The organism is Lichenicoccus roseus (genome assembly GCF_005844085.1).
Classification (GTDB): domain Bacteria; phylum Pseudomonadota; class Alphaproteobacteria; order Acetobacterales; family Acetobacteraceae; genus Lichenicoccus; species Lichenicoccus roseus.
In genome coordinates, this window is record NZ_VCDI01000003.1 from 139047 (window position 1) to 165197 (window position 26151).

A 26151-nucleotide genomic window follows, 5' to 3' on the forward strand; every position below is an offset into this window, starting at 1 on the left:
TTGTGTCGTAGGGCGGGCTTGCTCAGAGCGGGGCGCACGCTGCCTGCAGCCAGGTCCTGGCGGCGTCGGGCAGCGCCGGGCCGACCTCGGACAGCACGCGGGCGTGGTAGCGGTCGATCCAGCTCCGCTCATGCTCGTGCAGCAGGGCGGCCTCGATCAGCCTGCGGTCGAACGGCGCCAGCGTCAGGGTCTCGAAGGCCAGGAACCGGCGCCCGTCTGGTTCCGCCAGTGGCGCGTCCTGCACCAGCAGGAGGTTCTCGATGCGCATGCCGTAGGCGCCGGTGCGGTAGTAGCCAGGCTCGTCGGACAGGATCATCCCGGGCTCCAGCGGCACACCCTGGTTGCGCGGATGTATGCTGCACGGTCCTTCGTGCACCGACAGGAAGCTGCCGATGCCATGCCCGGTGCCGTGGTCGTAGTCGAGGCCGATCTCCCACAGCGGCGCGCGCGCCAGGCTGTCCAGCCGCGCGCCCGGTGCGCCTTGCGGGAAGCGGGTGGCGGCGACCGCGACATGCCCGCGCAGCACGCGGGTGTAGTGTTCGCGCACCGCGTCCGGCGCCGGGCCGGGACCACTCCAGATCGTGCGTGTCACGTCGGTGGTGCCGTCCGGATACTGCGCGCCGCTGTCGATCAGGTAGACCTCGTCGGCCGCAAGCGTGCGGTCGGTCTCCGGCGTCACCCGGTAGTGGATGATGGCGCCGTTCGGACCCGAACCCGAGATCGCCGGGAAGCTCTCGCCGCGATACAGCGGGGATGCCGCCCGGAAGCCGTCCAGCTTCGCCGCCAGCGCCATCTCGGTCTGCCCGACGCCGCTCTCGTCGAGCCAGTGCAGGAAGCCGCACAGCGCCACGCCGTCGCGATGATGGGCGCTGCGGGCGCCGGCCTGCTCGACCGCATTCTTGCGCGACTTCGCCAGCAGCACCGGATCGGGGGCCGCACTCACGGTGGCGCCCGCCTCGCGTAGCCGCTGGGCGAACCAGGCCGCGCTGCCGCCGGCGTCGAGCCGCACCGTTTGTCCGGCAAGCGCGGACAACGCCGCCGGCAGCGCCTCCGGGGGCTCCAGCTGCACGCCGTTGCCGAGCCAGTGCCGCATCCCGGCATCGAGCTTCCCGGGATGCATGAACAGCACGACGCCCTCGTCGTCGCGCAGGATGGCGAAACCGAGCGCCAGCGGCGTGAACGGCACGTCGGCGCCGCGCAGGTTGAGCAGCCAGGCGATCGACGCCGGATCGGTCAGCACCACCGCCTGCTGGCCGGCCTGCTTCAGCACCGCGGCGATCTCGTGCCGCTTGGCGGCGCTGTCGCGGCCGGCATACTCCGGCGGATGCGGCCGGGCGGCCTCCATCGGTGGCGCCGGACGGTCGGTCCAGAGCGCATCGACCGGGTTCGGCTGCAGCGGCACCAGCACGCCGCCCTTCTCCTTGAGCGCGGTCTCGAAACGGGCGAGCGCATCCGGGCTCATCAGCCAGGGATCGTAGCCGATGCGCGACCGGGATGCGGTCAGGTGCCGGGCGAGCCAGGCTTCCGGCGGCTGCTCGATCGAATGCTGCCGGCTCCACAGGCTGGCATCGGTCTGCTCGGCGAGCTGCAGGGTATAGCGCCCGTCGGAGAACACCGCCGCCGTCTCGGGCAGCACGATGGCCAGGCCGGCACTGCCGGTGAAGCCGGTGAGCCAGGCCAGCCGCTCGTTGCAGGCGGCCACATACTCACCCAGGTGCTCGTCGCCGCGCGGCAGGATGAAGCCGTCGACACCGGCCGCATCGAGGGCGGTGCGCAGCGCCTGCAGCCGTGCGGCGGGATCGGGGAGTGGTCGGGTGTCGTTCACGCGCGCGGCGCTCCGTCGAGGTCGGTTGGATGTGCGGCAATCAGTTTCTGCATGAACAGCAGGTCCAGCCAGCGGCCGAACTTGCGTCCGACCTGGTGCAGCAGGGCGCCCCGGGTGAAGCCGTGGCGCTCGTGCAGCGCGATCGACGCCAGGTTGCCGGCTTCGATGCCGCCGATCATCACATGCCTGCCACTTGCCTCGGCGTCCACCAGCAGGGCGGCGAGCAGCGCCGTGCCGAGGCGTTGGCCGCGCGCCTCGGGATGCACGTACAGCGAGTGCTCGACGGTGTGCAGGAAGCCCTCGTGCGGCCGGAACCGGCCATACGACGCATACCCGGCGACACGTCCCGACAACTCGGCGACCAGCACCGGGTATCCGTCCGCGACACGCTCGCGCATCCATCCACGCCGGGATGCGAGATCGTCCGGGGTCAGGGTCCACAGCGCGGTGCCGTTGCGTATGGCGTCGTTGGCGATGTCGAGGATGGCGGGCAGGTCCTGCTCGGTGGCAGGCCGCACCGTCATGCGGCGTGGCCCGGAATGCGGGCGCGGCGACGCAGGATCAGCGTCGCCCAGTCGCCCTCGCGCAGCACGCGCTCCAGCACCAGGCCCTGCCGGCGATGCGCGGCCAGCACCATGCGCACCTGGGTGCCGAGCAGGCCGGCCAGGATCGCGGTCCCCCCCGGCGCCAGGCTGGTCGCGAGCGAAAGCGCCATCCTGCAGAGCGGACGCGCCAGGATGTTGGCGAAAACCAGGTCGTACGGTGCACCCGCTCGAATTGCCGGCGTGCGCCAGCCGTTGCCGAGCCGGCATGCGACCAGCCGGTGCAGCCGGTTCATCGCCGCGTTCTGCGCCGCCACCCGCACCGACCAGGGCTCGATATCGACCGCCAGCACCGGGCGGTGCAGCAGGGCGGCGGCGGCCATCGCCAGGATGCCGGAGCCGGCGCCGAGATCGAGGATGCGGGCCGGACGCCGGTGCGCCACGATCTCAAGCGCGCGCAGGCAGCCGCGGGTGGAGCCATGCTCGCCGGACCCGAAGGCGATGCCGGCATCGAGCACCAGGGTGAGGCGCTCGCCGCGCGGCGCCGGGCCCAGATGGGTCCCGCGCACCGCAAAGCGCCGGCCGACATGCTGCTCGGGGAACGAGGAGTACGTGCGTGAAAGCCAGCCCTCCGCCTCGGTCGGCTCGCGATACAGCGCGGCGGCGATCCCGGTGGCGGCGTGCGCCAGGGCGAGGGCGGTCGCCAGCGCCGGCTCATCGGCACCCTCGTCCTTGACCCCCTCGATACGCCAGACGGTCTGGGTGTCGTCCGCCTCGAAGATGCCGACGGTGCCGCAGACGCTGGCCAGCGCCGCCTCGTAGGCTTCGACGGCGGCTTCCGGAACCGTGACGTGCACGGTTTCCAGGCGGAGCGCGTGGCGGCGCCGGCTGCCCAGGTGCTGGGCGCTCAAGAGGACGACCCTGCCGGTTCCACGTAGGTGTCGAGCAGCTTCTTCATCCCGGCATGCTCGAACTCGATCTCGAGCCGGTCGTCGTCGGCGGCGCGCACGGTGCCGTAGCCGAACTTCTGGTGGAACACCCGGGTGCCGACCGCGATGCTGGTCTGCCGCTTCGCACGCGGCGGCTCCTCCCACGCTTCGACCGTGCGCGGGCGTCGCGCGGTCAGCGGGAACTGGCCGCCAAATACCGGCGGGGCGGAACGCAGCTGCTCGCGCGCCAGCGCTGCCGAGCCCGCCTGCTCGACATGCTCCGCGGGCAGTTCGTCAATGAACCGGCTCGGGATCGAGCTCTGCCAGTTGGCGTAGATGCGGCGATTGACGGCGTGGCTGATGATCGCCCGCTTGCGCGCCCGGGTGATGCCCACATAGGCCAGCCGGCGCTCCTCCTCGAGCCCCTTGTTGCCGCCTTCGTCCAGCGTGCGCTGGCTCGGGAACACGCCCTCCTCCCAGCCGGGCAGGAACACGGTGTCGAACTCCAGCCCCTTGGCGCCATGCAGGGTCATCAGGTTGACCCGGTCGGCGCCGGCGTTCTCCTCGTTCTCCATCACCAGCGAGACATGCTCCAGGAAGCCGCCGAGGCTCTCGAAGTCGGCCAGCGCCCGGGTCAGCTCCTTGAGGTTGTCCAGCCGTCCGGGGGCTTCCGGCGACTTGTCGCGCTTCCACATGTCGGCATAGCCGGTCTCGTCCAGCAACGCCTCGACGACCAGGACATGGCTGCCGGTGCCGGGGTTCTGCGACAGGGCTTCGCGCGCCCGCCCGAAGGCGGCCATCAGCAGGGTCAGCTGCTCGCGCAGCCGGCCCTTCAGGGTGCCGCGCTCGATCAGCCGCATGGTGGCCATCGCCAGCGGCACCTGTGCCTCGCGCGCCTCGACATGCAGCGCCTGCAGCGCCGCGTCGCCGACGCCGCGGCGGGGCACGTTGACGATGCGCTCGAAGGCGAGGTCGTCGGCCGGCTGGTTCAGCACCCGCATGTAGGCCATCGCGTCGCGTATCTCGGCGCGCTCGTAGAAGCGCAGCCCGCCGACCACCCGGTACGGCAGCCCGAGCGTGATCAGCCGCTCCTCGAAGGCGCGGGTCTGGAAGCCGGCGCGCACCAGGATCGCCATCTCCGACAGCGGGTGCTTGTCGCGGTGCAGCTGCTCCATGCGCTCGCCGACCGTGCGTGCCTCCTCGTCGCTGTCCCACACCGAGGCGACCAGCAGCTTCTCGCCGGAGCTGTCGTTACGCCCCGGCCGCAGCGTCTTGCCGAGCCGGCCGCCATTGTGGGCGATCAGGGCGGAGGCGGCGGCCAGGATCGGCGCCGTCGAGCGGTAGTTGCTCTCCAGGCGCACGATGCGCGCACCCGCGAAATCCTTCTCGAAGCGCAGGATGTTCTCCACTTCGGCGCCGCGCCAGGAATAGATCGACTGGTCGTCGTCGCCGACGCAGCAGATGTTGGCGCCGCCCGGGTACTGCGCCGGATCCTTCTGGGCGAGCAGCCGCAGCCAGAGATACTGCACCGTGTTGGTGTCCTGGTACTCGTCGACCAGGATGTAGCGGAAGCTGCGGTGATACTGCGCCAGCACGTCCGGCCGGGTGCGCAGGATGTCGGTGATGTGCAGCATCAGGTCGCCGAAGTCGCAGGCATTGAGCTGCTTCAGCCGCGCCTGGTAATCGGCGTAGACCAGCCTCGCCTTGCCGCCGGCGAACTCGCTATCCTCGGCGGGCGTTACGCGATCCGGCGACAGCCCGCGGTCCTTCCAGCGCTGGATCACCCCCATCAGTCCCTGCGGCGGCCAGCGCTTGTTGTCGATGCGATTGACCTCCATCACCTGCTTGAGCAGGCGGATCTGGTCGTCGGTATCGAGGATGGTGAAGCTGGAGGTGAGGCCGACATACTCGGCGTGCCGGCGCAGCATGCGGGCGCACAGCGCGTGGAAGGTCCCCAGCCACAGGCCCTCTGCCGGCCGCCCGAGCAGGTGCCCGACCCGCTCGCGCATCTCGCGGGCCGCCTTGTTGGTGAAGGTGACGGCCAGCACCTGGTTGGGGAAGGCGCGGCGCGACAGCAGGATGTGGGCGAAGCGGGTGGTCAGCACGCGGGTCTTGCCGGTGCCGGCGCCGGCCAGCACCAGCAGCGGCCCGTCCAGTGTCTCGACCGCTTCGCGCTGTTCCGGGTTCAGGCGTTCCAGGTAATCTTCTGCAGGCAGGAACTCGGCCTCTGCCTGGGGCGGGAAGCTGCTGGTCTGCGGGGCATCTGTCACGCCCCGGGATATAGCCCGCGCGCGGGGAAGACGCCAAACCCCGGCGCCCGCAAGATCCTGTTGGTTGCTTTAACGAAACGTTATAGGCTGCGCTCCGCCAGGGGATATCGGGAGGCGGGGGCATGGTCTGGGGGTTCTCCGAAGCCGGCGGCTTTCCGCTGTCGGGACTGCTCCGTCGTGGCGCGCCGCCGGTTCGCGTGGCGGAAGTGCCGCCTGCTGCGCTCGACCGGCCGTTCCCGGTGTTCGTCGCAAAGCCCGTGCTGCCGGCGCCGCCGGGCCACAACCAGGAGGCCCCGTTCGCCAGCACCGGGCCGCAGGGCCATCGCAGGCGCATGCGCGAGCGGCTGCTGCTGCATGGCGGCGCGGCGCTCGCCGACTACGAGGTGCTGGAGATGCTGCTGTTCCTCGGCATCGCCCGGCGCGACACCAAGCCACTGGCCAAGGCGCTGATCAACAGTTTCGGCTCGCTGGCCGCCGTGCTGTCGGCCTCCCCCGAGGCGCTGCAGCGCCAGGGCGGCCTGACGCCGGAATGCGCGTCCCTGCTGCGGCTGCCGGAGGCGGCGGGGCGGCTGCTATCCAAAGCCGAGGCACGCGACCATCCGATCCTGAACAACTGGGAGCGGCTGCATGGCTACTTCGAGAGCGCGCTGACCGGCGCGATCGCCGGGCAGTTGCGGGTGCTGTTCCTCGACAACCGCAACCGCCTGCTGGCCGACCAGGCGGTCGCCGAGGGCGGCGAGGCGGGGCCGGGCGGGACCGCGCCGGAAGATGGCGGCGCCGCCCGCTCGATCATGCGCAACGCCCTTGGCTTGCACGCCACCGCCCTGGTGGTGGTGCGGATCGTCCCGCCGCGTGCGATCGCCAAGGCGGTGCTGGAGCGCGAGGCGGCGCTGTCACGGCAACTGTCGCGCGCCGCCGCGCCGCTGGCGATCATCGTGCACGACCACATGCTGATCGGCGGCGAGAACTGGGTCAGCCTGAAGCAGAAGGGCCTGCTCTAGCCTCGCCGCCGGCGTCGTCCGCTACAGCAGCTTGTCCAGCGTGATCGGCAGGCTCCGCACCCGCTTGCCGGTTGCGTTGTAGACCGCGTTCGCCACCGCCGCACCGACCCCGGTGATGCCGATCTCGCCGATGCCGTGCGCCCCGAGCGGTGCGCGCGGATCCGCGATGTCGGTCCAGATGACGTCGATCTCCGGCACGTCGGCATGCACGGGCACGTGGTATTCGGCCAGCGACGGGTTCATCACCCGGCCGCTGCGCTCGTCGAACTGGGTCTCCTCCATCAGCGCGAGGCCGAGGCCCATGATGATGCCGCCACGGAACTGGCTGGTCGCCATGCGGGGGTTCAGGATGCGCCCGCAATCGAACGAGCCGAGGAAGCGCGACACCCGGGTCTCGCCGGTGACCGCGTTCACCCGCACCTCGCAGAACTGCGCGCCGTACGAATGCATCGAGAACTGCTTGGCCTCGCCCGGTGGCGGCGCGTCGGCCTCGGCGACCAGCTCCTCGAGACCGGCGCGTGACAGGATCGAGGCGTAGCTCTCGAACAGCTCCGGCTTCTCGCGGTGTCCGAGCCCGCCGTCGCGTGCCTCCACCTCGGCCGCGGATAATCCGGCCAGGGGAGAGTCGTTGCCGGCGCGCTGCAGCAGGTCTGCGATCAGCTTGCCGCTGGCCGCGGTGACCGCCGCGGCGATGGTGGCGGTCTGCGACGATCCGCCTGCGACGGTGCCGTGCGGCAACGCAGTATCGCCATACTCGAAGGTGACGCGCTCGACCGGCAGGCCGAGGCGGTCGGCGCTGGCCTGCGCCTGAACCGTGGCGGTGCCCATGCCCATTTCGTGGCTGGCCATCGCCACCCTGGCCTCGCCGTCGCGGGTCAGGGTGATGCGCGCGGCGCCACCGGGCATGCGGTAGTAGGGGTAGGTCGCGGTGGCGACCCCCAAGCCGATCAGCCACTCGCCCTCGCGCCGCGAACCCGGGACCGGATTGCGGCGATCCCAGCCGAACCGCGCGGCGCCGTCGGTGAACGTCTTCAGCATGTGTCGCGACGAGAACGCCAGGCCCGAGGTCGGGTCCTGCTGCGGCTCCAGCCGGCGGCGCAACTCGATCGGGTCGACTGCGAGACGTTCCGCCAGCTCGTCCATCGCGGTCTCGAGCGCGAAGGTGCCGACGCTTTCGCCGGGCGCGCGCATGAAGGTGTTGGCGAGCATGTCCATGTCGGTGACGCGCTGCTCGAGCAGGAACGTCTCGGCGGAATACAGGTGCCGGGCCGGGAAGGTGAACTGCTCGGGACAGTTGTTGTGTTCGGTCATCGCGACGGTACCGGTATGGATCAGCGCCGCCAGGGTGCCGTCGGCCTTCGCTCCCAGGGCCACGCGCTGGCGCGTCAGGGTGCGACCGCCTGCGATGCGGAACACCGCCTCGCGGGAGAGGGCGAGGCGAACCGGCCGGCCGGCCAGCTTCGCGGCGGCAACCGCCAGGATCTGGTGGTTCCAGAGGCCCTTGCCGCCGAAGCCGCCGCCCACGAAGGGCGACAGGATGCGGATCCGGTTCTCCGGAATGCCGAACACGCCGGCCAGCGTCCATCGCGTCTGGTGCAGCATCTGGGTGGTGTCGTGGATCACCAGATCCTCGCCGTCCCACCAGACCGTCGCCGCATGCGGCTCGATCGCGGCATGGCTGTGCCTCGGCGTCTCGTAGGTGATGTCGACCTTGATGGGGGCGCCTGCCAGCGCGGCCTCGGCGTCGCCCGTCTCGATCATCGGGGGCTCGCCCAGCACGGACTCCGGCTGATGCGATTGCGAGATCTGCTGCGCGAAGTTCAACCGCGCCGGCGCGGCCTCGTAGGTGACAGCGACCAGGGTGGCGGCGTGGTCGGCCTGCTCCTGGCTGTCGGCCAGCACGATTGCGACCGGCTCGCCGTTCCAGTGGATGGACGCATCCTGCATCACCGGCAGGGTGCTGGAGCCGGCGGCGCGCGGATCCGACATGAAGCCCGCGGGCGGCTTCATGCGGGGCGCGTTGCGGTGGGTCATCACCAGCACCACCCCGGGCGCTGCCTCGGCGGCGGCGGTATCAAGGCTTGCTATGCGCCCGCGGGGGATCGAGGAGAACACCAGCGCGCCGTAGGTCAGATGCTCGGCCGGCACCTCGGCGGCGAACCGCGCCTTGCCTCGGACCTTGCGTGGGCCGTCGATGCGCGGCACCGAGGTGCCGAGCGAGCCGTGCTTGCCGGGCGTGGCCTGGCGGGCGATCAGCGGATCCGGCGGCGTCTCCGGACGCAGCTTCGACAGCACTCCGGCGGCGGCCTGCTTGGCGGTGTCGAGGATGCTCATGGCGCCATCTCCTTCATCGGAGTTTCCGTCAGCCCGGAAAGCACGGCGACGATGGTCCGTCGTGCCAGCTCCGGCTTGAACGCGTTGTGGGTAAGCGGCGCGGCGTCGGCGAGTTCGGCCGCAGCGGCTGCCCGGAAGCTCGCCTCGGTCGCCGGCTGGCCGCGCAGCGACTGCTCCGCAATGTGGGCGCGCCACGGCTTGTGCGCCACGCCACCGAGCGCGATGCGGACATCGCGGACAGTGCCGTCCCCGCCGACATCCAGCGCGGCGGCGACCGAGACCAGGGCGAAGGCGTAGCTGGAGCGGTCGCGCACCTTGCGGTACGTGGAGCGCGCGGCGAAAGCCAGCGACGGCAACTCGATGCCGGTCACCAGCTCGCCGGGCTGCAACTCGGTGTCGCGGTCCGGCCGGCCGCCGGGCAGCCGGTGCAGGGCGTCGAACGGCAGCGTACGCGCACCTGCGCTGCCCTCCAGGTGCACCACGGCATCAAGGGCCGCGAGTGCGACGCACATGTCCGACGGGTGGGTCGCGACGCAGGCGACCGAGGCGCCGAGGATGGCATGGATGCGGTTGAAGCCGTCGATGGCGTCGCATCCCGAGCCGGGCTCGCGCTTGTTGCAGCGGGCTGCGTCGTCATAGAAGTACGTGCACCGGGTGCGTTGCAGCAGGTTGCCGCCGAGGGTCGCCATGTTGCGGATCTGGCCGCTGGCGCCGGCCAGGATCGCACGGCTCAGGGCCGGGTAGCGCCGGCGTATCGCGGCATGCCCGGCGATCGCGGTGTTGCGGGCCGCCGCGCCGATCCAGACGGTTCCATCCGCGCGCTCCTCGATGGCGCTGCCGAGGCCGGTGACGTCGACCAGCGATGCCGGCTGCTCGATGTTCTCGCGCATCAGGTCGACGAGGTTGGTGCCGCCACCGAGATACCTGGCGCCGGCGACGCTGCCCATGCGCACCGCCGCTGCCGTGTCTCCCGCACGGGCATAGTCGAACGGGGTCATTCGGCAATCTCCGCGACGGCCGGTCGGCTTGCACCGGTCCTGCTGGCATAGGTCTCCGAGATCGCATCGACGATCCCGTTATGGGCGCCGCAGCGGCAGAGATTGCCGCTCATGCGCTCGCGCAGTTCCTCGTGGGTCAGGTCGATGCTGTCGGACGCGAGATCGGCGGTGACGGCGCTCGGCACGCCGCGCTCGATCTCGCTTGCCATGCCGATCGCCGAGCAGATCTGGCCCGGCGTGCAGTAGCCGCACTGGTAGCCGTCATGCTCGATGAAGGCCTGCTGCAGCGGATGCAGCGCGCCGTCGTCGGTGATGCCCTCGATGGACAGCACCGAGCGACCTTCGAACTGCACCGCCAGCGCCAGGCAGGACAGGATGCGCTCGCCATCGGCCAGCACGGTACAGGCTCCGCAGGCGCCCTGGTTGCAGCCCTTCTTGGTGCCGGAGAGATGCAGGTGCTCGCGCAGCAGGTCGAGCAGCGAGACGCGGGGATCCGTTGGGACCGCGACGGACTGGCCGTTGATGGTGATGGGCATGCGACGATCCTCCTTGGCTGATTGGCCTGCCGGGGCTGACTGGCCGTCCGGGGCTGATCGGCCATCCGGGGCTGGTTGGCCGTGTGCAGCGGATTGGCCGGGCGCTCTTCACCGTCGCCCGCTACCGGACCCGGCAGTTCCGGGGATGTTGGCTGAACGCATCGTGTCAGGCCGGGTTCGCCCGTCAGGGATGAACCTCGGCGCGGACCAGCTGGCGCTCGATTTCGGCGAGCAGCGCATGCGGGCTGGTGGCCAGGGCGTCGGCGCCGGCCTCCTCCAGCTCGGCGCGGCCGCCATAGCCCCACAGCGTGCCGATCGCCCGCATGCCGTTGGCGTGCGCGCCGCTGATGTCGTAGCGGCGGTCGCCGACCATGACGCTGTGCGCCGGATCGATCGCCTCGGTCTCGATCAGGCGGGCGATGAGCTCCGGCTTCTCGGCACCGCTATCGTCCGGGCGGGCGCCGTAGAAGCCGTGGAAATAGCCGGTCAGGCCGCGCATCTCGAGGATCCGCCGGGCCAGGTGCTCGGGCTTCGAGGTCGCCAGCAGGACGCGCCGTCCGGTCGCAGCCAGGTCATGCATGAAGCCGGCGATGCCGTCGAAAAGCGGGCTCTCCATCATGCCGCTGGCCTCGTAGTTGCGGCGGTAGGCCTGCACCGCCGCCTCGACGCGGTCGTCGCCAAACTCCGCCAGCAGACGCGCCATGATGTCCGGCAGGGGGGGGCCTACCACCCAGTCGAGGTCCGCCGCCGGGTCGATGGTGTAGCCAAGCTCGGCAAGGGCGCGACGCAGGCAGGCGATGATGCCGTCCCGCGAGGCGATCAGGGTGCCGTCGAGATCGAGCAGCACAGCCTGCGGCACGCACCGCCGCGCATCGGGCCGCCCGGCGGCGCGCGGGGTTGCATCATGCGGAGTCATCGGTGGGTGGCCAGGGTCGATCTCATGCGTCCGATCCTAGCGCGACCAGGATTAGGAGGCGAAAACCTGATCGTTGCGATATCGTATTTTCTGCAATGCCTGACGCCGGAGCCTCGCGATGCCTGCCCGCCAGACGAAGTTGCCCGCCTTGCCTGGAGCGGGGGAGATCGCGGCTGCGATGCCGGTCGGCGATGCCGGGGCGGATCTCGAGCTGCTGTCGCTGCTGCTGACCCACGCCATGCCGGCACACGAGGATCCGGCGCGGCTGGCCCGCGAGGCGCTGGAGCGGTTCGGCAGCTTCGCGGCGCTGCTGGCGGCGCCGTTGCGCGAGCTGCAGGGCTTCGCCGGCTTCAATGCGCACAGCATGGCTGCCGTCCGGCTGCTGCACGAGACCGCGCTGCGGCTGGCCCGGGCTCGGATGCAGGGCGAGACCGTGCTCGACAATCCGGACCGGCTGATCGCCTACCTGACGGCGGTGCTGGCGCGCGAGAAGATCGAGCAGTTCCGCATCCTGTTCCTCGACAGCCGCGACCGGCTGATCACCGACGAGGCGCAGGCGAGGGGCACCGTGAACCACACGCCGGTCTATCCGCGCGAGGTGGTGCGCCGCGCCCTCGAGCTGGACGCGGCGGCGATCATCCTGGTGCACAACCATCCGAGCGGCGACCCGACGCCGTCGCGCGAGGACATCGCGATGACCGCCCAGGTGGTGCAGGCGGCCGCCGTGCTCGGGATTGCGGTGCGCGACCACGTCATCATCGGCAACGGCCGCTGGACCAGCTTCCGCGAGGAGGGCCTGCTGCAGCCGCCGGCCTGACGCCCGCTCGTCCGGCGGTGCCTTGAACTGTAATTTAGTGCAACCGGCCAGCAAGCATGCGCTTAGCTGGGCGGAGGGGCCGATGAGCTGCTTGCGATGGACCGGTCCGGCCCGGGTAGCCCTGGCACCTGCCTGCATGTGGGTGCTGGGTATGGTCGCCGCTTCCAGGGCGATCGCGGCTCGTGCTCCCAGCCTGCATGACGCGGTGCAGGCGGCCTGGACCCTGGCCCCCGATAGCTATGCGCTGGACGGCCAGCGCGGCGAGGCGGCAGCCCGTGCCCGGGCGGCGCGCGCCTTCTTCCCCGGCGCCCCCTATGCCACCGGCGAGTATTTCGACGATCACCTGATCGGCAGCAACCAGGGCTACACCACCTACCAGGGCGAGCTGGCGACGCCACTCTGGCTGCCGGGCGAGGGCACCGCGACGGAGCGTTCGGCACAGGCCGACCTGCTCCATCTGTCCCAGCAGGGCGAGGCCATGCGCCTCGAGCTGGCCCGGCAGGTGCTGGAGCAGGCGACCGCCGGAGAATTCGCAGCCGACAACCGTGCGGTCGCCGCCCGCCGGGTGCAGGCCGCCCGGCAACTGCAGGACATCGTGTCGCACGCGGTCGGCACCGGCGAGGCGCCCGGCATCGATGCCGAGGCAGCGCAGGCGGCGCTGGGTTCTGCGCAGATCGCGCTCTCAGATGCCGAGGCGCAGCTCGCCGGGGCGCAGGGCTCCCTCGTTGCGCTCACCGGCTCGGCCGAGCTGCCGGACCTGACGGCGAACCCGGCCGTGCTCGCCGCGGACCGCACCCTCCCGGGGGCCGAGCAGCTGGAGCGCGATCCCCGGGTGGCCAGCGCGCATCGCGAGCTCGAGGCGGCGGAGGCGGCCCTGCGGCTGGTGCGAGTGGCCGACCGCGACGATCCCGAGGTCGGCATCGAGGGCATCCATGAGAAGCAGTTCGGCAGCCCTTGGGACAACCGGGTCGGAGTGATGCTCAAGGTCCCGTTCGGCAGCACGGCACGCAACCTGCCACGCATCGCCGCCGCCACGGCCCGGCTCAACACCGCCGAGGCCCGCCTGCTGCAGCAGCGCCGTCTGGTGGCGATCGGTCTGCAGCAGGCGTTGGCGAGGTTGCGCGCCGCACGGGCGAACCGCAGCGCCGCGGCAACGGTGGCGCGCGAGCTGGACGGTCGCGCGGTCGAGGTGGTGCGCGCCTGGCACGTCGGCGAGATGCCGCTGATCGAGGCCACCCGTGCCCAGACCGCCGCCTTCGACGCCGATCTCGCGGCGCGGCGTGCGTCGACCATGCTGCAGGCCGCGCAATGGCAGGTCGCCCTTGCGGAGGGTGTGCTGCCTTGAAGGCAGGTTTGGCGCGGACCCGGGTCATCGGGCTGTCGGCACTGGCCGTCGCGGGGCTGGCGGGCGCTTTCTGGGCCGGCCATGCCATCGCGCCCGCTCCGGCACCGGGCAAGCCGCAGGCAGCCGGGCAGGAGCGCCACGCGCCGCCCGGACAGGTAAAGCTCGACCTGCAGGCGCAACTCGACATCAGGCTGCGGACCGCGGTCGCGACCACACGGGAAATCGCCCGGCGCATCGAGGTGCCGGCGGTGATCGCGGCTGATGAGCAGCGGCTAGTACGCCTGCGGCCACTCGGGCGCGGCCACGTGCTGAGCGTGGCGGTGCATCCGGGCGACGCCGTGCGCCGCGGGCAGGTGCTGCTCACCTACGACGACGTCACCCTCGGCGACCTGCATATGCGTCTGGCGACCGCACGCGCGGTGCTGGCGCAGGCGCAGGCGCAGGCGACGACGGCGCGCCTCTCGCTGGCACGCGGGCAGGCGCTGGCCGGCACCGTGGTGGCGCGCGGCGAGGTGGACCGCCGCCGGGCGCTGCTCGGCGAGGCGCAGGCGAACCTGCAGAGCCAGCGCGCCGCGATCGCCGATCTCGAGCTGCGGCTGCGCCAGTACGGGGTGCGATACCAGGATTCCGCCGCTTCGGTGGCGTCGCTGGTGGCTCCGCTGGACGGCGTCGTGCTGCAGGCGGCGGCGGCACCCGGCGATCTCGTCGAGCCCGGCCAGGCCCTGCTGACGGTGGTCAATCTTGACCGGCTCTGGGTAGTCGCCAGCCTGTTCCAGGACCAGGCTTCGATGGTGCAGCCCGGCGGCGAGGCCTCCGTGACGGTGCCGGGCCTGCCCGGACAGGCGTCCGGTGCACGCGTGCTGCCGGCGCACATCGAGAGCGTTGCCGGCGCCTTCGACAGCCGCACCGGGGCGCTCCAGGTGCGCTGCGACATCGACAACCCGTCGCACGATCTGCGCATCGGCATGTTCGTACGTGCGGCACTGCCGACCACGAGCTCCGCGCGGGCGGTGGTGGTGCCGGAAGCCGCGGTGCAGCGGATCGACGATCACCCGGTGCTGTTCACCCGCACCGGGCCGGAGACCTTCCAGCAGCATCGCGTGCGGCTCGGCGTGCAGACGGCGGATTTCGTCGAGGTGCAGGACGGGCTGCATGCCGGCGACGAGGTGGTGACCACCGGCTCCTTCGTGCTGAAGTCGGAACGCCTGCAGGACGAGCTTGGATCCGGCGATTGAGGATGCCGCGCAACAGGGCGGGTCTCGCGGGCCTCGCCTTGCGCTTCCGCACGCTGGTGTTCCTGGCGGTCGGCCTGCTGGTCGCCGGCGGCGTGCTGGACGTGCTGCAGCTGCCGGTGGAGAGCGTCCCGGACATCTCGCCGCGCGAGGTGCTGGTCACCATCGTCGCCCCGGGCCTCGCGCCGGAGGATGTCGAGCGGCTGGTCACCTTCCCGATCGAGACGCAGATGACCGGGCTGCCGAAGGTCACCGACCTGCGCTCGGTATCGCGCTTCGGCGTCTCGGTGGTCTATGTCGAGTTCGCCGACGACACCGACATTTATCTCGACCGCACGCTGGTGAACGAGCGGCTGCAGGCGGCGCGGGCGATGATCGGCGTGCCCGGCATCGCGCCCAGCATCGGCCCGCTCTCGACCGGCCTCGGCGAGATAATGCAGTTCCAGCTCGCCGACGAACGGCCCGAAGCTGCCGGGGACGCGCAGAGATCGCTGATGCAGCTGCACACCATCATGCAGTGGCAGGTCGCGCCGCAGCTCAAGCAGGTGCCGGGTGTCGCCGACCTCAACATCAACGGCGGCGACGAGGCGACCTTCGAGGTGCGGGTCGATGCCTCGGCGCTGATCCGCTATGGCATCCCGGTCGGCGACGTGTTCCGCGCCGTGGATGCCAACAATGCGGCTGCCGGCGGCGCCTGGATCGAGCACAACCAGGAACAGCAGGTGGTGGTCGGCAACGGGCTGATCGGCAGCCTGGACGATCTCGGCCGCATCGTGCTGCGCACCGGTGCCGACGGCGTGCCGGTGCTGATACGCGACGTGGCCGAGGTGCGGATGGCGCCGCGGGTACGGCTCGGGGCGGTGACCCGCGACGGCCATGGCGAGATCGTCAATGCCGTGGTGCTGATGCTGACCGGCAGCAACTCCGGCGTGGTCGCCGCCGCGGCGCGTGCGAAGCTGCAGGCGATCCAGCGCACGCTACCGCAGGGGATCGCGATCCGGCCGTTCTACGACCGCACCGACCTGACCCGGCGCACCATACGCACCGTCGAGGAGAACCTGCTGTCCGGCGCCTTCCTGGTGGTGGCGGTGCTGCTGCTGGTGCTGGGCGACTGGCGGGCGGCGCTGGTGATCGGCTCGGTGATCCCGCTCGCCCTGCTGCTGGCGATGATCGGCATGCACCACCTTGGCATCTCGGCCAACCTGATGAGCCTGGGCGCCATCGATTTCGGCATGATCGTCGACGGCTCGGTGGTGCTGGTCGAGAACGTGCTGCGCCGGCGCGGCACGCGCGAGGGCTCGGGGGAGCAGGGCCGGCGCGGCCTGATCGGCGACGCGGCGAGCGAGGTCAGCAGGCCGATCTGCTTCGCCATCGCCATCATCGTCATCGTCTACCTGCCGGTGCTCAGCCTGCAGAGCATCGAGGGCAAGATGTTCCGGCCGATGGCGTTCACCGTCATCCTGGCCCTGCTCGCCTCGCTGCTGCTGTCGCTGACCTGGATCCCGGCGATCGCCTCGGTGGCGCTTGCAAAACGGACGACAGCGGGGCAGCGGGAGAGCTGGCTGATCCGCACGCTGCGACGTCCGTACAGGCCGGCGCTGGCCTGGTGCGAGGCGCATCCCTGGCCGACCGCAGGCGCCGCCCTGGTGCTGGTGGCGGTGGCGGCGCTGCTGGCGCGCGGGCTCGGCGGCGAGTTCATCCCGCAACTCGAGGAGGGCTCGCTGGTGGTCACCTCGGAACGGCTGCCGAGCGTGGCGCTGCCGACCTCGATCGCCGACACCACGCTGATCGAGCGCACCCTGAAGCGCTTTCCCGAGGTGGCCACGGTGGTGAGCAATACCGGCACCGCGGCGATCCCGACCGACCCGATGGGTGTCAACCAGAGCGATAGCTTCATCATGCTAAGGCCACGCGGGCAGTGGAAGACGGCGCCCGACCAGGCCGGGCTGGTGAGCGCCTATGGCAAAGCGCTGCAGCAGACGGTGCCGGGCATGCTGTTCACCTGGTCGCAGCCGGTGCAGATGCGCATGGAGGACCTGCTCGAGGGTGTCCGCACCGATGTCGCGATCTCGATCTATGGCGACGATCTCGGCAAGCTTGCCAGCCTCGGCCAGCAGGTCGCGCGCGTCGTCGGTGGCGTGCGGGGCGCGGCCGACACCCAGCCCGAGCAGATCGGCGGCCTGCCGTTCCTGCACGTCGATATCGATCGCGACGCGGCGGCGCGTCGCGGTGTCAATGCGCGCGACGTGCTGGACGTGGTGGAGGCGGTCGGCGGCCATGTCGGCAGCATCGTCGTGGTCGGCGACGCGCAGCTCTACACCCAGGTGCGGTTCGCGCCGGGCGATCGCGACAGCCTCGAGCATATCCGCATGCTGACAGTGCAGCGCGCGACCGGTGGCGCGATCCCGCTCGAGGAAGTGGCGCATGTCAGCCTGTCGAGCGGGCCGTCGCAGATCAGCCGCGACCAGGTGCAGCGACGCACCGTGGTGCAGACCAACGTGCGCGGCCGCGACGCCACCTCCTTCGTTGCAGCCGCGCAGCAGGCGGTCAGCCAGGAAGTTCACCTGCCGACTGGCTACCGGATCGAGTGGAGCGGCCAGTTCCAGAACCTGCAGCAGGCTACCGCGCGGCTGTCGCTGGTGGTGCCGGTGGCGCTGACGCTGATCTTCGTCATGCTCTACATGGCGTTCGGCTCGTTCCGCATCGCCGGGCTGATCTTCGCCAACCTGCCGGTGGCGGCAACCGGCGGGGTGTTCGCGCTGGTGCTGCGCGGCCTGCCGTTCAGCGTGTCGGCGGGGATCGGCTTCATCGCCCTGTTCGGGGTGGCGATCCTCAACGGTGTGGTGCTGGTCAGCACCATCGTGCGGCTGCAGTCGGAGGGCGCCGAGGCCGGCAAGGCGGCGGCCGAGGCGGCGGAGTCGCGTTTCCGCCCGGTGCTGACGACGGCGCTGGTGGCGAGCCTGGGCTTCATCCCGATGGCGATCTCGACCACCGCCGGCGCCGAGGTCGAGCGTCCGCTGGCCACCGTGGTGATCGGCGGCCTGCTGACCTCGACGCTGCTGACCCTGCTGGTGCTGCCGGCGCTGTATGCCCGGGTGGCTGGACGCCGTACTAGTCAGGCGCCGGGGTCGTAGCCGCCGAACAGTGCAAGGGCGTCGGCGAGGCCGAAGCGGCCGGGCAGGGCGTCGCGCGCGAACAGCCGGTTGACGTGGCCCATCTTGCGGCCCGGACGCGCCTCGTGCTTGCCGTACAGATGCCCCAGCAGGTCGTCCGCCGCCATGATGCGCGGCCACAGCGCCAGCTCGTCCGGGCCTACCAGGTTCTTCATCACCGCGTCGGAATGACGGCTCGCCGGCGGCAGCGGCAGGCCGGCGACGGCGCGTATGTGCATCTCGAACTGGCTGACCGGGCAGGCATCCATCGTCCAGTGCCCGGAATTGTGTGGCCGGGGCGCGATCTCGTTGACCAGCAGGCCGCCGCCCTCGGTGAGGAACATCTCCACCCCGAGCAGCCCGACCAGGTCGAGGTGCGTCGCGATGCGCGCCGCCAGCGCCTGCGCCTCGGCGCGCAGCTCCGGGCCGACCGGCGCCGGCGCCAGGGTGACGTCGAGGATGTGGTGGCGATGGTGATTCTGCACGGCGTCGAAGCAGCGCACGGTGCCGTCGATGCCGCGCGCCACCATGACGCTCAGCTCGGCGGCGAACCCGACCAGTGCCTCGGCCACCAGCGGATGCGGCTGCAGCCGGTCGAACGCCGCCTCCAGCTCTCCGGCGTCGCGCACCACCGCCTGGCCACGGCCGTCATAGCCGAGGCGGGTGGTCTTCAGCACCAGCGGTAGCCCGACCGCCGCGGCCGCCGCCTGCAGGGAGGCGCGGTCTGTCACCGCGTGCCAGGGCGCCACCGGGATGCCGGCGGCCTCCAGCATGCGCTTCTCCAGGATGCGGTCCTGGCTGGTGCGCAGGATGCCGACCGATGGCCGCACCGGACGCAGCGAGGCCAGCAGATCGAGGCCGTCGGCGCTGATGTTCTCGAATTCGAAGGTCACCACGTCCGTCGCCTCGGCAAACCGGCGTAGCGCGTCGGGGTCGGCGTGCGAGCCGATCGTGCGCGAGGCGCAGACCTGTGCAGCCGGGCCGTCGGCTTCCTCGGTCAACACGTGGCAGCGATAGCCCAGCCGTGCCGCGGCCAGCGCCGACATCCGGCCGAGCTGGCCGCCGCCGACGATGCCGATGACGCTGCCGGGCGGGAGAGACGCCTCGCTCATGCCCCGCTGTCGGGCTCGTCCGGTACCGAGGCGGTCTGCAGCGAGCGCCACGCCTCGAGCCTGGCCGCGACCGCATCGTCCTCGACGGCGAGGATCGAGGCCGCCAGCAGCGCCGCGTTGATTGCGCCCGGCTTGCCGATCGCGAGCGTCCCGACCGGGACGCCGGCCGGCATCTGCACGATGGAAAGCAGGCTGTCGATGCCACGCAGCGCCTGGCTCTCGATCGGCACGCCCAGCACCGGCAGGGTGGTCCAGGCGGCGCACATGCCGGGCAGGTGCGCAGCGCCACCGGCCGCGGCGATGATCACGCTGAGGCCGCGCAGTCGGGCGGTGCCGGCATACTCGACCAGGCGATCCGGCGTGCGGTGCGCCGAGACGATGCGGGTCTCGTAGCCGATCTCCAGCGTGGCAAGCATCTCGGCGGCATGCGACAGCGTCTGCCAGTCGGACTGGCTGCCCATGATCAGACCGATGCGGATCCGCCCGCGCTGGCCGGTCTCGGCGGGATCGTCCGGCCCGGGCACGACGCCGCCATCCGCGATCAAGTCGCCGAGGGCAGAGTCCTGCGGCGCGAACTCATCCGGCGCCGGGGCGCCGAGCGGGTAGTCCACGGTGGCACGAGGGTCGTCGATGGATGCGCGGATCATCGGGTGGCCTTCCGTCATGCGATGCTGTCCGGGATCAGGCGGCTTTCCAGCCATGCGATCTCGTCCTTGAGCATCAGCTTGCGCTTCTTGAGACGCTGCAGCTGCAGCTGGTCTATCGGCTGTGCGGCGAGGCGGCCGATCACCGTGTCGAGGTCGCGGTGCTCGCTACGCAGCTCGTGCAGCTGCCGCAGCAGGGTGTCGTGATCTGTCAGCATGGGTTGCTGCCATAGCATGCGCGGCCTTCGCCCTCCATGCGCGGCGTGCCGGATCCGCGGTACGCGCCTTGTGTCGGTTTTGCGTGGCGAAGCCGCCCGATCGGAGCCTAGGGTTCGATCGGACGGCAGGTGTCGCCGTTCTGCAACAATCTTTCGGAGGCAGCATGAGCGTGCAAGCGAGGATCGACAGCCTGAAGACCAGGCATGCCAACCTGGACACGCGCATCTCGGAGGAGGATCACCGGCCGCAGCCGGACCAGGCTGCCCTCAACCGCCTCAAGCTGGAGAAGCTGCGGGTCAAGGAGGAGGTCGAGCGGCTCAGCCGGAGCTGAGCGCCAGGTATCGTGGGGCGGCCGTCAGGCCGCCTCCTCGTCCTCGGTCATCGGCAGCGGCTGCGGCACGTTGTGGCCTTCGCGGACCAGGCGCTCGTTGGCCAGGTTGACCATCATGTTGAGATCGGTCTGGCTGCAGAGCCCGAGGATCACCGGGTCGCGCGGCTTGATGTTGGCGCTGTTCCAGTGCTGCTTGTCGCGCACCTTGGCGATGGTGTCCTTGGTGGTGCCGAGCAGCTTGATGATCTGCATCTCGGAGAGCTGAGGGAAGTTGCGCAGCAGGAACACGATCGCGTCCGGCCGGTCGTTTCGCTTGGCAACCGGCGTGTAGCGGGCGCCGCGCGAGCGACGGGTCACCGGATTGGTCACGGTCAGGATGCTCAACCGCAAGGACGGGTCGCCCTCGCAACGGGTGATGTCGGCCTGCGTCACCTGGTGGTTGGCCACCGGGTCGTAGCCGACGATCCCGGCCGCGACCTCGCCATCGGCGATGGCCTGCACCTCGAGCGGGTGCATGCCGCAGAACTCGGCGATCTGCGTGAAGGTGAGGGCGGTCTTCTCGATCAGCCAGACGGCTGTCGCTTTCGGCATCAGGGGCAGGGTCATGGCGCTGGTCCTATCGGATCATCAGGGCGCCGCGTTACGCGGCAGCGTCTCTGACCGTGGTCCAGGATGCCTGCCGAAGCGCGGCGAGTGCCTCGATATGGGGCCGGCGCGCCCGGGTGGTCAAGGGATCTTGGCCACGCCGGAGGGTGAAATGGGGTGGTCTGGACAGATGAAAGGGGGCCGGTCGCCCGGCCCCCCATCTGCCTTGGATCAGGCTCGCCGCGAAGCTCAGGCGGCCTGTACGTCGCCCTCGCGGGACCGGTCGTTGGCCGGCAGCTCGCCAGCGACGGACTGGCCCTCGAGCTGCGGACCGGCATGCCCGACGTTGCCGCCGATGGCGATGCGGCGCGGCTTCAGCGCCTCCGGAACCACACGCTTCAGCCCGACATGCAGCATGCCGTGGCGGAGATCCGCCGCCTCGACGACGATGTGGTCGGCGAGCGCAAAGCGACGCTCGAACGCCCGGGCAGCGATGCCACGATGCAGCACCTCGCGCTTCGGCTCGTCCTTGATGCGGCCGGAGACGAGCAGGGTATTGTCCTGCGCGGTGATCTCGATGTCTTCGGGGCCGAAGCCCGCCACCGCCATCGTCAGCACGTAGCTGTCGTCGCCGGTCTTCTCGATGTTGTAGGGAGGATAGGACGGCTGGGCCGCCGCCTGGGATGCCGTGTCCACGAGCCGGGCGAGACGATCGAACCCGATGGTGCTGCGGAACAGCGGCGAGAAGTCGTACGTCATTGAAAACCTCCTGAGGAGCATTTTTCGGTTCAGGGCCGCCTGGAAGGCCGGCCCCTGGGAAAGTGTCGTCTGTTCGCCGAAGCCCCAGAAGGGCGCCCCGGCACAGCCTGAAATAGAAACCGCCGCTCCCTGCATCAAGGAGCGGCGGCAAAAAATCCGCTGGCCTGCGAGCCCGCAGGGCCCAGCCCGTGGCCTACGACTTGCGCATGCCGATGCCGGCGAACTTCTTGTTGAACTTGGCGACCTGGCCGCCGGTGTCGAGCATGCGCTGGACGCCGGTCCAGGCCGGATGCGACTTCGGATCGACGTCGAGGCGCAGGGTGTCGCCGGCCTTGCCGTAGCAGGACTGCGTGGTGAACTGCGTCCCGTCGGTCATGACGATGTTGATCTCGTGGTACTCGGGATGGATGCCGGACTTCATGATCTGCCGCTTTCTGTGGGGCGCCGCCGATGCCGACCGGGACGCGATCGGGGCGCTATAGACGGTTGCGGCCGGAACCTCAACCTGGGCGGGTGTCGGGCCGGGCAGGCCGACGGGTCAACGCGAGGTCCTGAGGGCGTTCTCGGTGAAGCGCCGCACGGTCTCGTCCGCGAGGCGGCGTTGCGCCGGGCTGAAGCTGTCGTAGAGACTGGCGAACGGCGCCAGCAGCGCCTGCGCATTGGCGGCGTGCGTCTGCTGCACCATCGCATAGGACTGCAGGTCGTCGCGCGCGCTCATGCTGCCGCGCTGCTCCCGGCGGGCATACTCCGCATCGATCTGCACGGCACCCTGGCGCATGGTCCCGGTCAGCCGGTTCCAGAGCGGCTCCTGCGCCGGTGTGATGTGCCAGCTCCGGTGCAGGGTGGTGATGTGCGCCTCGAGCGCCTCGGCCTGCTGCCGGCCGAGACGGGTACGCAGGCCGGACGAACTCATCATCGGCGCCGCGGCATCGGACGTGGCATGCGCGGGATCGGGGGCCGGGCTGGGCGCCGGGCTGGAATCGGGACCAGGCACGGGATCGGGCGCCAGTGCCGGCGCCTCGCTCTGCGCCAGCGCCGATCGCGCCGCCATGGCAGGCCCCGGCATGGCGGGCATCGCCAGCAGGGCGCACCCGAGCATGAGCGCGCCCCGGCGGGCTGCGGGCCGGGAACGCAGGAAACAACGCATCATCTGGCCTCGATACCTTTAGAACCCGGTGCGACTATGCCGTATGCGCGTCGCTTCGCGGCACCTGATACTAGCCCTACTACTGGCGCTCGAAGGCAACGCCGTGAAGGAGGCACCCTGAAAATCCTCTCCATGCAATCCTGGGTCGCCTTCGGGCATGTGGGCAATGCGGCGGCGATATTCCCGCTGCAACGGCTCGGCGCCGAGGTGCTGGCGATCCATACGGTGCAGTTCTCCAACCATACCGGCTACGGCGACTGGACCGGGCAGGTGTTCACCGGCGATCATCTGCACGATCTTGCACGGGGTCTGGCGGCGCGCGGCGCGCTGTCGCTGGACGCGGCGCTGTCGGGCTATCTAGGCGATGCCGGGGTGGGCCGGGCCATCCTCGACATCGTGGCCCAGGCCCGCGCCGCCAGTCCGGCGATGCTCTACTGCTGCGACCCGGTGATGGGCGATACCGGACGCGGCCTGTTCGTGCATCCGGATATTCCGCCGCTGCTGCTGGACCACGCGGCGCCAGCCGCCGACATCATGACGCCGAACCAGTTCGAACTCGAACAGATGACCGGGATTTCGTGCCACAGCCGCGCCGAACTTCTGCGCGCCATAAGCAGCCTGCAGGACCGCATGCGCCGTGACGGCCCGCGCCTGGTGCTGGTGACCAGCGTGCGCACCGGCGAGACCGCGGACGACACGGTCGAACTTGTCGCCGCCTCTCCGGAGGCATCGTTCCTGCTGAAGACGCCGAGGCTGCCGCTGAACGCGAACGGCGCCGGCGACCTGATCGCGGCCCTCTTCCTGTTCCATGTGGCGAGCGGCGACCGAAGCGGCGCAGCCCTCAGGCATGCGCTGGAATGCGCCGGCAGCGCGACCTGGGCGGTGCTGGCGCGCACCGCGTCCGCCGGATCGGCCGAGCTCTGCCTGGTGGCGGCACAGGACGAGATCGTCAGTCCCACCTCCCGGTATGACGCTAGAAGTCTCTGATCCCGGGAGCTCGCGTGGGTTTCACCGGCGCAGGGTTGCAGGTTTAGGGCGTTTGCCTTCCTGTTATCGTCGCGGAGCGGGTCCGGCGTAACGCGATTGCCCGTCCAGGCGGCAGGAGAACAGGCATGGCCTTGAGCGACCACCATGTGCGCGTGCGGGCACCCGGCTGGGTGAGCGAGTTCCGCGGCTTCATCATGAAGGGCAACGTCGTCGACCTTGCCGTCGGCATCATCATCGGCGCCGCTTTCACCGGCATCGTGCAGAGCCTGGTGAAGGACATCTTCACGCCGATCATCGGCCTGATCGTCGGCGGCATCGATTTCACCAACATCTTCTTCACCCTGAAGGGCCCGCATCTGGCCACCCTGGACGCCGCCCAGAAGGCCGGCGCGGTGACGCTCAATGTCGGCCTGTTCCTGAACGCGGTGTTCCAGTTCCTGATCGTCGGCCTGGTGATCTTCTGGGTGGTCAAGCTGCTGACCCGCCTGCATGTGCGCGAGGACGCCAAGCCGGTTGCGGCCGGCCCGACCCCGTCGGAGACCCTGCTGGCGGAGATCCGCGACCTTCTGGCCAGCCGGCCGGCCGAGGTCGCGCGTATCGGGCAGCCGCTGCCCTGATCCGGAGCATCACCTTGCGGCGGATCCTCGCGGCGGCGGCGCTTGCGGCGACAGTGGTGGGCTGCCAGGCGACCGGCGCCATCACCCCGCCCAGCACCCTCGGCGACGCCACACGCGAGGTGGTCATCACCTACCTGATCGCGCACGGCATGGCCGAGAGCTACCTGATGTCGGGTCGCGCCAACCCGTCCTCGCTGCTCGAACTGGTGCGCTACGACCATGCCGCGCTGGTCGCCCTGCGCGGCAACCAGGGCGGCCCGAGCTGGACCAGCCTGTCCCAGGCCAGCAGCGCGGTGCGCGCACTGATGGACTACACCACGCGCATGGATGCCGACGGCGGGCCCGCGGGCGCGCACCACAGCTGATCCGGGGCAGCCCGGCAGCACCCGGCGCTCCGATGGCTACGAGGTCCGGCCAAAGCGGATCGCATCCGCCAGGCTTCAGCCGGCGCGCAGCCTTTCGTACAGCTCCAGCGCGCTGCGCTCCACCCAGCACTCCGCCAGCCGGTTGCCCGCCACGCGCCAGATCGCGATGCCGGAAAATTCCACCGCCTGGTTGCTGGCTGGCAGGCCGAACATGCCGTTGTTGGTGCCGCGCGTCACCCAGCGCGAGACGACGCGGTCGCCGCTGGCGTTGGTCATGATCTCGAGGTGCTCGTTGGTGGCGTCCTGCACCGTCTCCTGCATCCGGCCGACCCACGCCTTGAACGCCGCACGCCCCTCGACGACCTGGCCGGCAGTCGTGATGCGATAATCCTCGGTCATCAGCTCGTCGATCGCATCGAGCTCGTGCGGCGGCGTCCAGACACGGCGGAAGAATTCCCGGGCCAGCCATTCCGCCACACCCGCCGGTCCGTTGCCTGCCGGCGCCTCCATTCCGGTCATCGTCCGCTACCGCTTCTGGACCGCATGCAGGTCGCGACGCAGCCGCTTCTCGCCGAGCAGCAGCAGGATGGGGGCGGCGATGAAGATCGAGGACGAGGTGCCGACGACGATGCCGAACAGCATCACCCAGGCAAACCCCGACAGCGTCGCGCCGCCGAACAGCGCCAGCGGCAGGGCAGCCAGGAACACCGTGGACGAGGTGCCCAGCGTGCGGTTCAGGGTCTCGTTGATGGACAGGTCGATCAGCTCGCGCAGCGGCATGCTGCGGTACTTGCGCAGGTTCTCGCGCACCCGGTCGTAGACCACCACCTTGTCGTTGGTGGAGTAGCCCAGGATGGTCAGGATGGCGGCCACCATCACCAGGTCGAACTGGAACCGGCTGAGCGCCAGGAAGCCGACAGTTTTGGTTAGGTCGAGAACCAGCGTGATCACCGCGCTGATGGCGAACTCCCATTCGAAGCGGATCCAGATATAGGCCAGGATCATCAGCAGGCTGAGCCCGAGCGCCAGCAGGCCGTTGCGGAACAGTTCCGACGACACCGAGGCGCCGACCGCGTCCGCACGCAGCATCTGCGCCCCGGGCTGGGCGGCGACGATGCCGGCGCGGGTGCGGTCGACCAGCGACTGGGTGGCGGCCTCGCTGGCGGCGTCCTTGCCGGACGGGGCGTCGAGCCGGATCAGCACGTCGTTGTCGGCGCCGAAGCGTTGCAGCCCGGCCGCCGGCACATGACGCTGCTGCAGCGCCGCCCGGATGGCGTCGAAGTTGGCCGGCCCCTGGGTGCGCGCCTCGACCACGATGCCGCCCTTGAAGTCGATGCCGAGCGACAGTCCCGGCCAGAAGAACAGCCCGACCGAGGCCAGCGACAGGAAGGCCGAGGTGGCCAGCCCGATGAAGCGGCCGCGCATGAAGTTGATGCGCGTGCCATCCGGCACGAAGCGCAGCAGCGGGCGGCCGAGGAGTGCGTTCAT

The 26151-nt window shown here is 70.5% G+C and carries 26 protein-coding genes; 9 read left to right on the forward strand and 17 right to left on the reverse strand.

The window, feature by feature from the left end; translation table 11 throughout:
- Window positions 1-22 precede the first annotated feature (22 nt).
- From FE263_RS09970 to FE263_RS09985, 4 genes are read right to left on the reverse strand one after another with little or no spacing between them, the layout of a single operon-like run.
- Window positions 23-1825, reverse strand: coding sequence for an aminopeptidase P family protein (locus FE263_RS09970; RefSeq protein WP_138325856.1), 1803 nt, complete (start codon window positions 1823-1825; stop codon window positions 23-25).
- On the reverse strand, window positions 1822-2349 hold the full coding sequence (locus FE263_RS09975) for a GNAT family N-acetyltransferase (RefSeq protein WP_138325857.1): 528 nt from the start codon (window positions 2347-2349) through the stop codon (window positions 1822-1824). Before FE263_RS09975 ends, FE263_RS09970 begins: the two co-directional genes overlap by 4 nt.
- The gene (locus FE263_RS09980; RefSeq protein ID WP_138325858.1) at window positions 2346-3278 is read right to left on the reverse strand and encodes a 50S ribosomal protein L11 methyltransferase; all 933 of its coding nucleotides are present in this window, start codon (window positions 3276-3278) and stop codon (window positions 2346-2348) included. Before FE263_RS09980 ends, FE263_RS09975 begins: the two co-directional genes overlap by 4 nt.
- Window positions 3275-5566, reverse strand: coding sequence for an ATP-dependent helicase (locus FE263_RS09985; protein ID WP_138325859.1), 2292 nt, complete (start codon window positions 5564-5566; stop codon window positions 3275-3277). Before FE263_RS09985 ends, FE263_RS09980 begins: the two co-directional genes overlap by 4 nt.
- Window positions 5567-5688: 122 nt before the next feature.
- Between FE263_RS09985 and FE263_RS09990 the strand changes: the two genes are divergently transcribed.
- Complete coding sequence (locus FE263_RS09990) at window positions 5689-6567, forward strand: JAB domain-containing protein (protein WP_240759330.1); 879 nt, start codon at window positions 5689-5691, stop codon at window positions 6565-6567.
- Between the two features lie 21 nt (window positions 6568-6588).
- On the opposite strand, the gene FE263_RS09995 is transcribed toward FE263_RS09990, so the two are convergent.
- The 4 genes from FE263_RS09995 to FE263_RS10010 form a co-directional block, all read right to left on the reverse strand.
- The gene (locus FE263_RS09995) at window positions 6589-8901 is read right to left on the reverse strand and encodes a xanthine dehydrogenase family protein molybdopterin-binding subunit (protein WP_138325860.1); all 2313 of its coding nucleotides are present in this window, start codon (window positions 8899-8901) and stop codon (window positions 6589-6591) included.
- A complete protein-coding gene (locus tag FE263_RS10000; RefSeq protein ID WP_138325861.1) occupies window positions 8898-9899 on the reverse strand; it encodes an FAD binding domain-containing protein in 1002 nt (333 codons plus the stop codon). The genes FE263_RS09995 and FE263_RS10000 overlap by 4 nt, the downstream gene beginning before the upstream one ends.
- Window positions 9896-10435: a 2Fe-2S iron-sulfur cluster-binding protein gene (locus FE263_RS10005; protein WP_138325862.1), complete on the reverse strand. Its 540-nt coding sequence runs from the start codon at window positions 10433-10435 to the stop codon at window positions 9896-9898. The genes FE263_RS10000 and FE263_RS10005 overlap by 4 nt, the downstream gene beginning before the upstream one ends.
- A 184-nt stretch (window positions 10436-10619) precedes the next feature.
- Window positions 10620-11351, reverse strand: coding sequence for an HAD hydrolase-like protein (locus FE263_RS10010; protein WP_138325863.1), 732 nt, complete (start codon window positions 11349-11351; stop codon window positions 10620-10622).
- A 118-nt stretch (window positions 11352-11469) separates the two neighbouring features.
- Here FE263_RS10010 and radC point away from each other — a divergent pair, with 118 nt between their 5' ends.
- The 4 genes from radC to FE263_RS10030 all read left to right on the forward strand — a co-directional run bounded on the left by radC (window position 11470) and on the right by FE263_RS10030 (window position 17879).
- Complete coding sequence (gene radC, locus FE263_RS10015; protein ID WP_138325864.1) at window positions 11470-12168, forward strand: RadC family protein; 699 nt, start codon at window positions 11470-11472, stop codon at window positions 12166-12168.
- An 82-nt stretch (window positions 12169-12250) separates the two neighbouring features.
- Entirely contained in the window at window positions 12251-13513 is a 1263-nt protein-coding gene (locus tag FE263_RS10020) for a TolC family protein (protein ID WP_138325865.1), read from the forward strand.
- Window positions 13510-14748 carry an efflux RND transporter periplasmic adaptor subunit gene (locus tag FE263_RS10025; protein ID WP_171034032.1) on the forward strand — a complete coding sequence of 413 codons (1239 nt, stop codon included), beginning with the start codon at window positions 13510-13512 and terminating at the stop codon, window positions 14746-14748. Before FE263_RS10020 ends, FE263_RS10025 begins: the two co-directional genes overlap by 4 nt.
- Before the next feature lie 2 nt (window positions 14749-14750).
- Window positions 14751-17879, forward strand: coding sequence for an efflux RND transporter permease subunit (locus tag FE263_RS10030; protein ID WP_138325867.1), 3129 nt, complete (start codon window positions 14751-14753; stop codon window positions 17877-17879).
- On the opposite strand, the gene FE263_RS10035 is transcribed toward FE263_RS10030, so the two are convergent.
- The 3 genes from FE263_RS10035 to FE263_RS10045 form a co-directional block, all read right to left on the reverse strand.
- Complete coding sequence (locus FE263_RS10035; RefSeq protein WP_138325868.1) at window positions 17861-19009, reverse strand: 5-(carboxyamino)imidazole ribonucleotide synthase; 1149 nt, start codon at window positions 19007-19009, stop codon at window positions 17861-17863. The genes FE263_RS10030 and FE263_RS10035 overlap by 19 nt on opposite strands.
- Window positions 19006-19470: a 5-(carboxyamino)imidazole ribonucleotide mutase gene (gene purE, locus FE263_RS10040; protein ID WP_138326292.1), complete on the reverse strand. Its 465-nt coding sequence runs from the start codon at window positions 19468-19470 to the stop codon at window positions 19006-19008. Before purE ends, FE263_RS10035 begins: the two co-directional genes overlap by 4 nt.
- Window positions 19471-19670: 200 nt before the next feature.
- Complete coding sequence (locus tag FE263_RS10045; protein WP_138325869.1) at window positions 19671-19871, reverse strand: YdcH family protein; 201 nt, start codon at window positions 19869-19871, stop codon at window positions 19671-19673.
- A gap of 164 nt (window positions 19872-20035) precedes the next feature.
- Between FE263_RS10045 and FE263_RS10050 the strand changes: the two genes are divergently transcribed.
- Window positions 20036-20203 (forward strand): YdcH family protein, encoded by a 168-nt coding sequence (locus tag FE263_RS10050; protein WP_138325870.1) that lies wholly within the window; start codon window positions 20036-20038, stop codon window positions 20201-20203.
- A 24-nt stretch (window positions 20204-20227) separates the two neighbouring features.
- Here FE263_RS10050 and FE263_RS10055 read toward each other — a convergent pair whose 3' ends face one another.
- The 4 genes from FE263_RS10055 to FE263_RS10070 all read right to left on the reverse strand — a co-directional run bounded on the left by FE263_RS10055 (window position 20228) and on the right by FE263_RS10070 (window position 22646).
- A complete protein-coding gene (locus FE263_RS10055; protein WP_138325871.1) occupies window positions 20228-20809 on the reverse strand; it encodes a DUF1013 domain-containing protein in 582 nt (193 codons plus the stop codon).
- 228 nt (window positions 20810-21037) lie between these two features.
- Window positions 21038-21547: an Hsp20 family protein gene (locus FE263_RS10060; protein WP_138325872.1), complete on the reverse strand. Its 510-nt coding sequence runs from the start codon at window positions 21545-21547 to the stop codon at window positions 21038-21040.
- 193 nt (window positions 21548-21740) lie between these two features.
- On the reverse strand, window positions 21741-21968 hold the full coding sequence (rpmE, locus tag FE263_RS10065; protein WP_138325873.1) for a 50S ribosomal protein L31: 228 nt from the start codon (window positions 21966-21968) through the stop codon (window positions 21741-21743).
- Window positions 21969-22085: 117 nt separating this feature from the next.
- The gene (locus FE263_RS10070; protein WP_138325874.1) at window positions 22086-22646 is read right to left on the reverse strand and encodes a Spy/CpxP family protein refolding chaperone; all 561 of its coding nucleotides are present in this window, start codon (window positions 22644-22646) and stop codon (window positions 22086-22088) included.
- A gap of 180 nt (window positions 22647-22826) precedes the next feature.
- Between FE263_RS10070 and pdxY the strand changes: the two genes are divergently transcribed.
- The 3 genes from pdxY (at window position 22827) to FE263_RS10085 (ending at window position 24663) form a co-directional block, all read left to right on the forward strand.
- Window positions 22827-23681, forward strand: a complete 855-nt coding sequence (gene pdxY / locus FE263_RS10075) for a pyridoxal kinase PdxY (protein WP_240759332.1) — start codon at window positions 22827-22829, stop codon at window positions 23679-23681.
- A 125-nt stretch (window positions 23682-23806) separates the two neighbouring features.
- Window positions 23807-24298: a large-conductance mechanosensitive channel protein MscL gene (gene mscL / locus FE263_RS10080; RefSeq protein WP_138325875.1), complete on the forward strand. Its 492-nt coding sequence runs from the start codon at window positions 23807-23809 to the stop codon at window positions 24296-24298.
- Between the two features lie 14 nt (window positions 24299-24312).
- On the forward strand, window positions 24313-24663 hold the full coding sequence (locus FE263_RS10085; protein WP_138325876.1) for a hypothetical protein: 351 nt from the start codon (window positions 24313-24315) through the stop codon (window positions 24661-24663).
- 75 nt (window positions 24664-24738) lie between these two features.
- Here the strand turns inward: FE263_RS10085 and FE263_RS10090 are convergent, their stop codons facing one another.
- Together FE263_RS10090 and secF are read right to left on the reverse strand one after the other, a co-directional pair.
- Window positions 24739-25182 carry an ester cyclase gene (locus tag FE263_RS10090; RefSeq protein ID WP_138325877.1) on the reverse strand — a complete coding sequence of 148 codons (444 nt, stop codon included), beginning with the start codon at window positions 25180-25182 and terminating at the stop codon, window positions 24739-24741.
- Window positions 25183-25188: 6 nt separating this feature from the next.
- Window positions 25189-26151 carry a protein translocase subunit SecF gene (gene secF / locus FE263_RS10095; protein ID WP_138325878.1) on the reverse strand — a complete coding sequence of 321 codons (963 nt, stop codon included), beginning with the start codon at window positions 26149-26151 and terminating at the stop codon, window positions 25189-25191.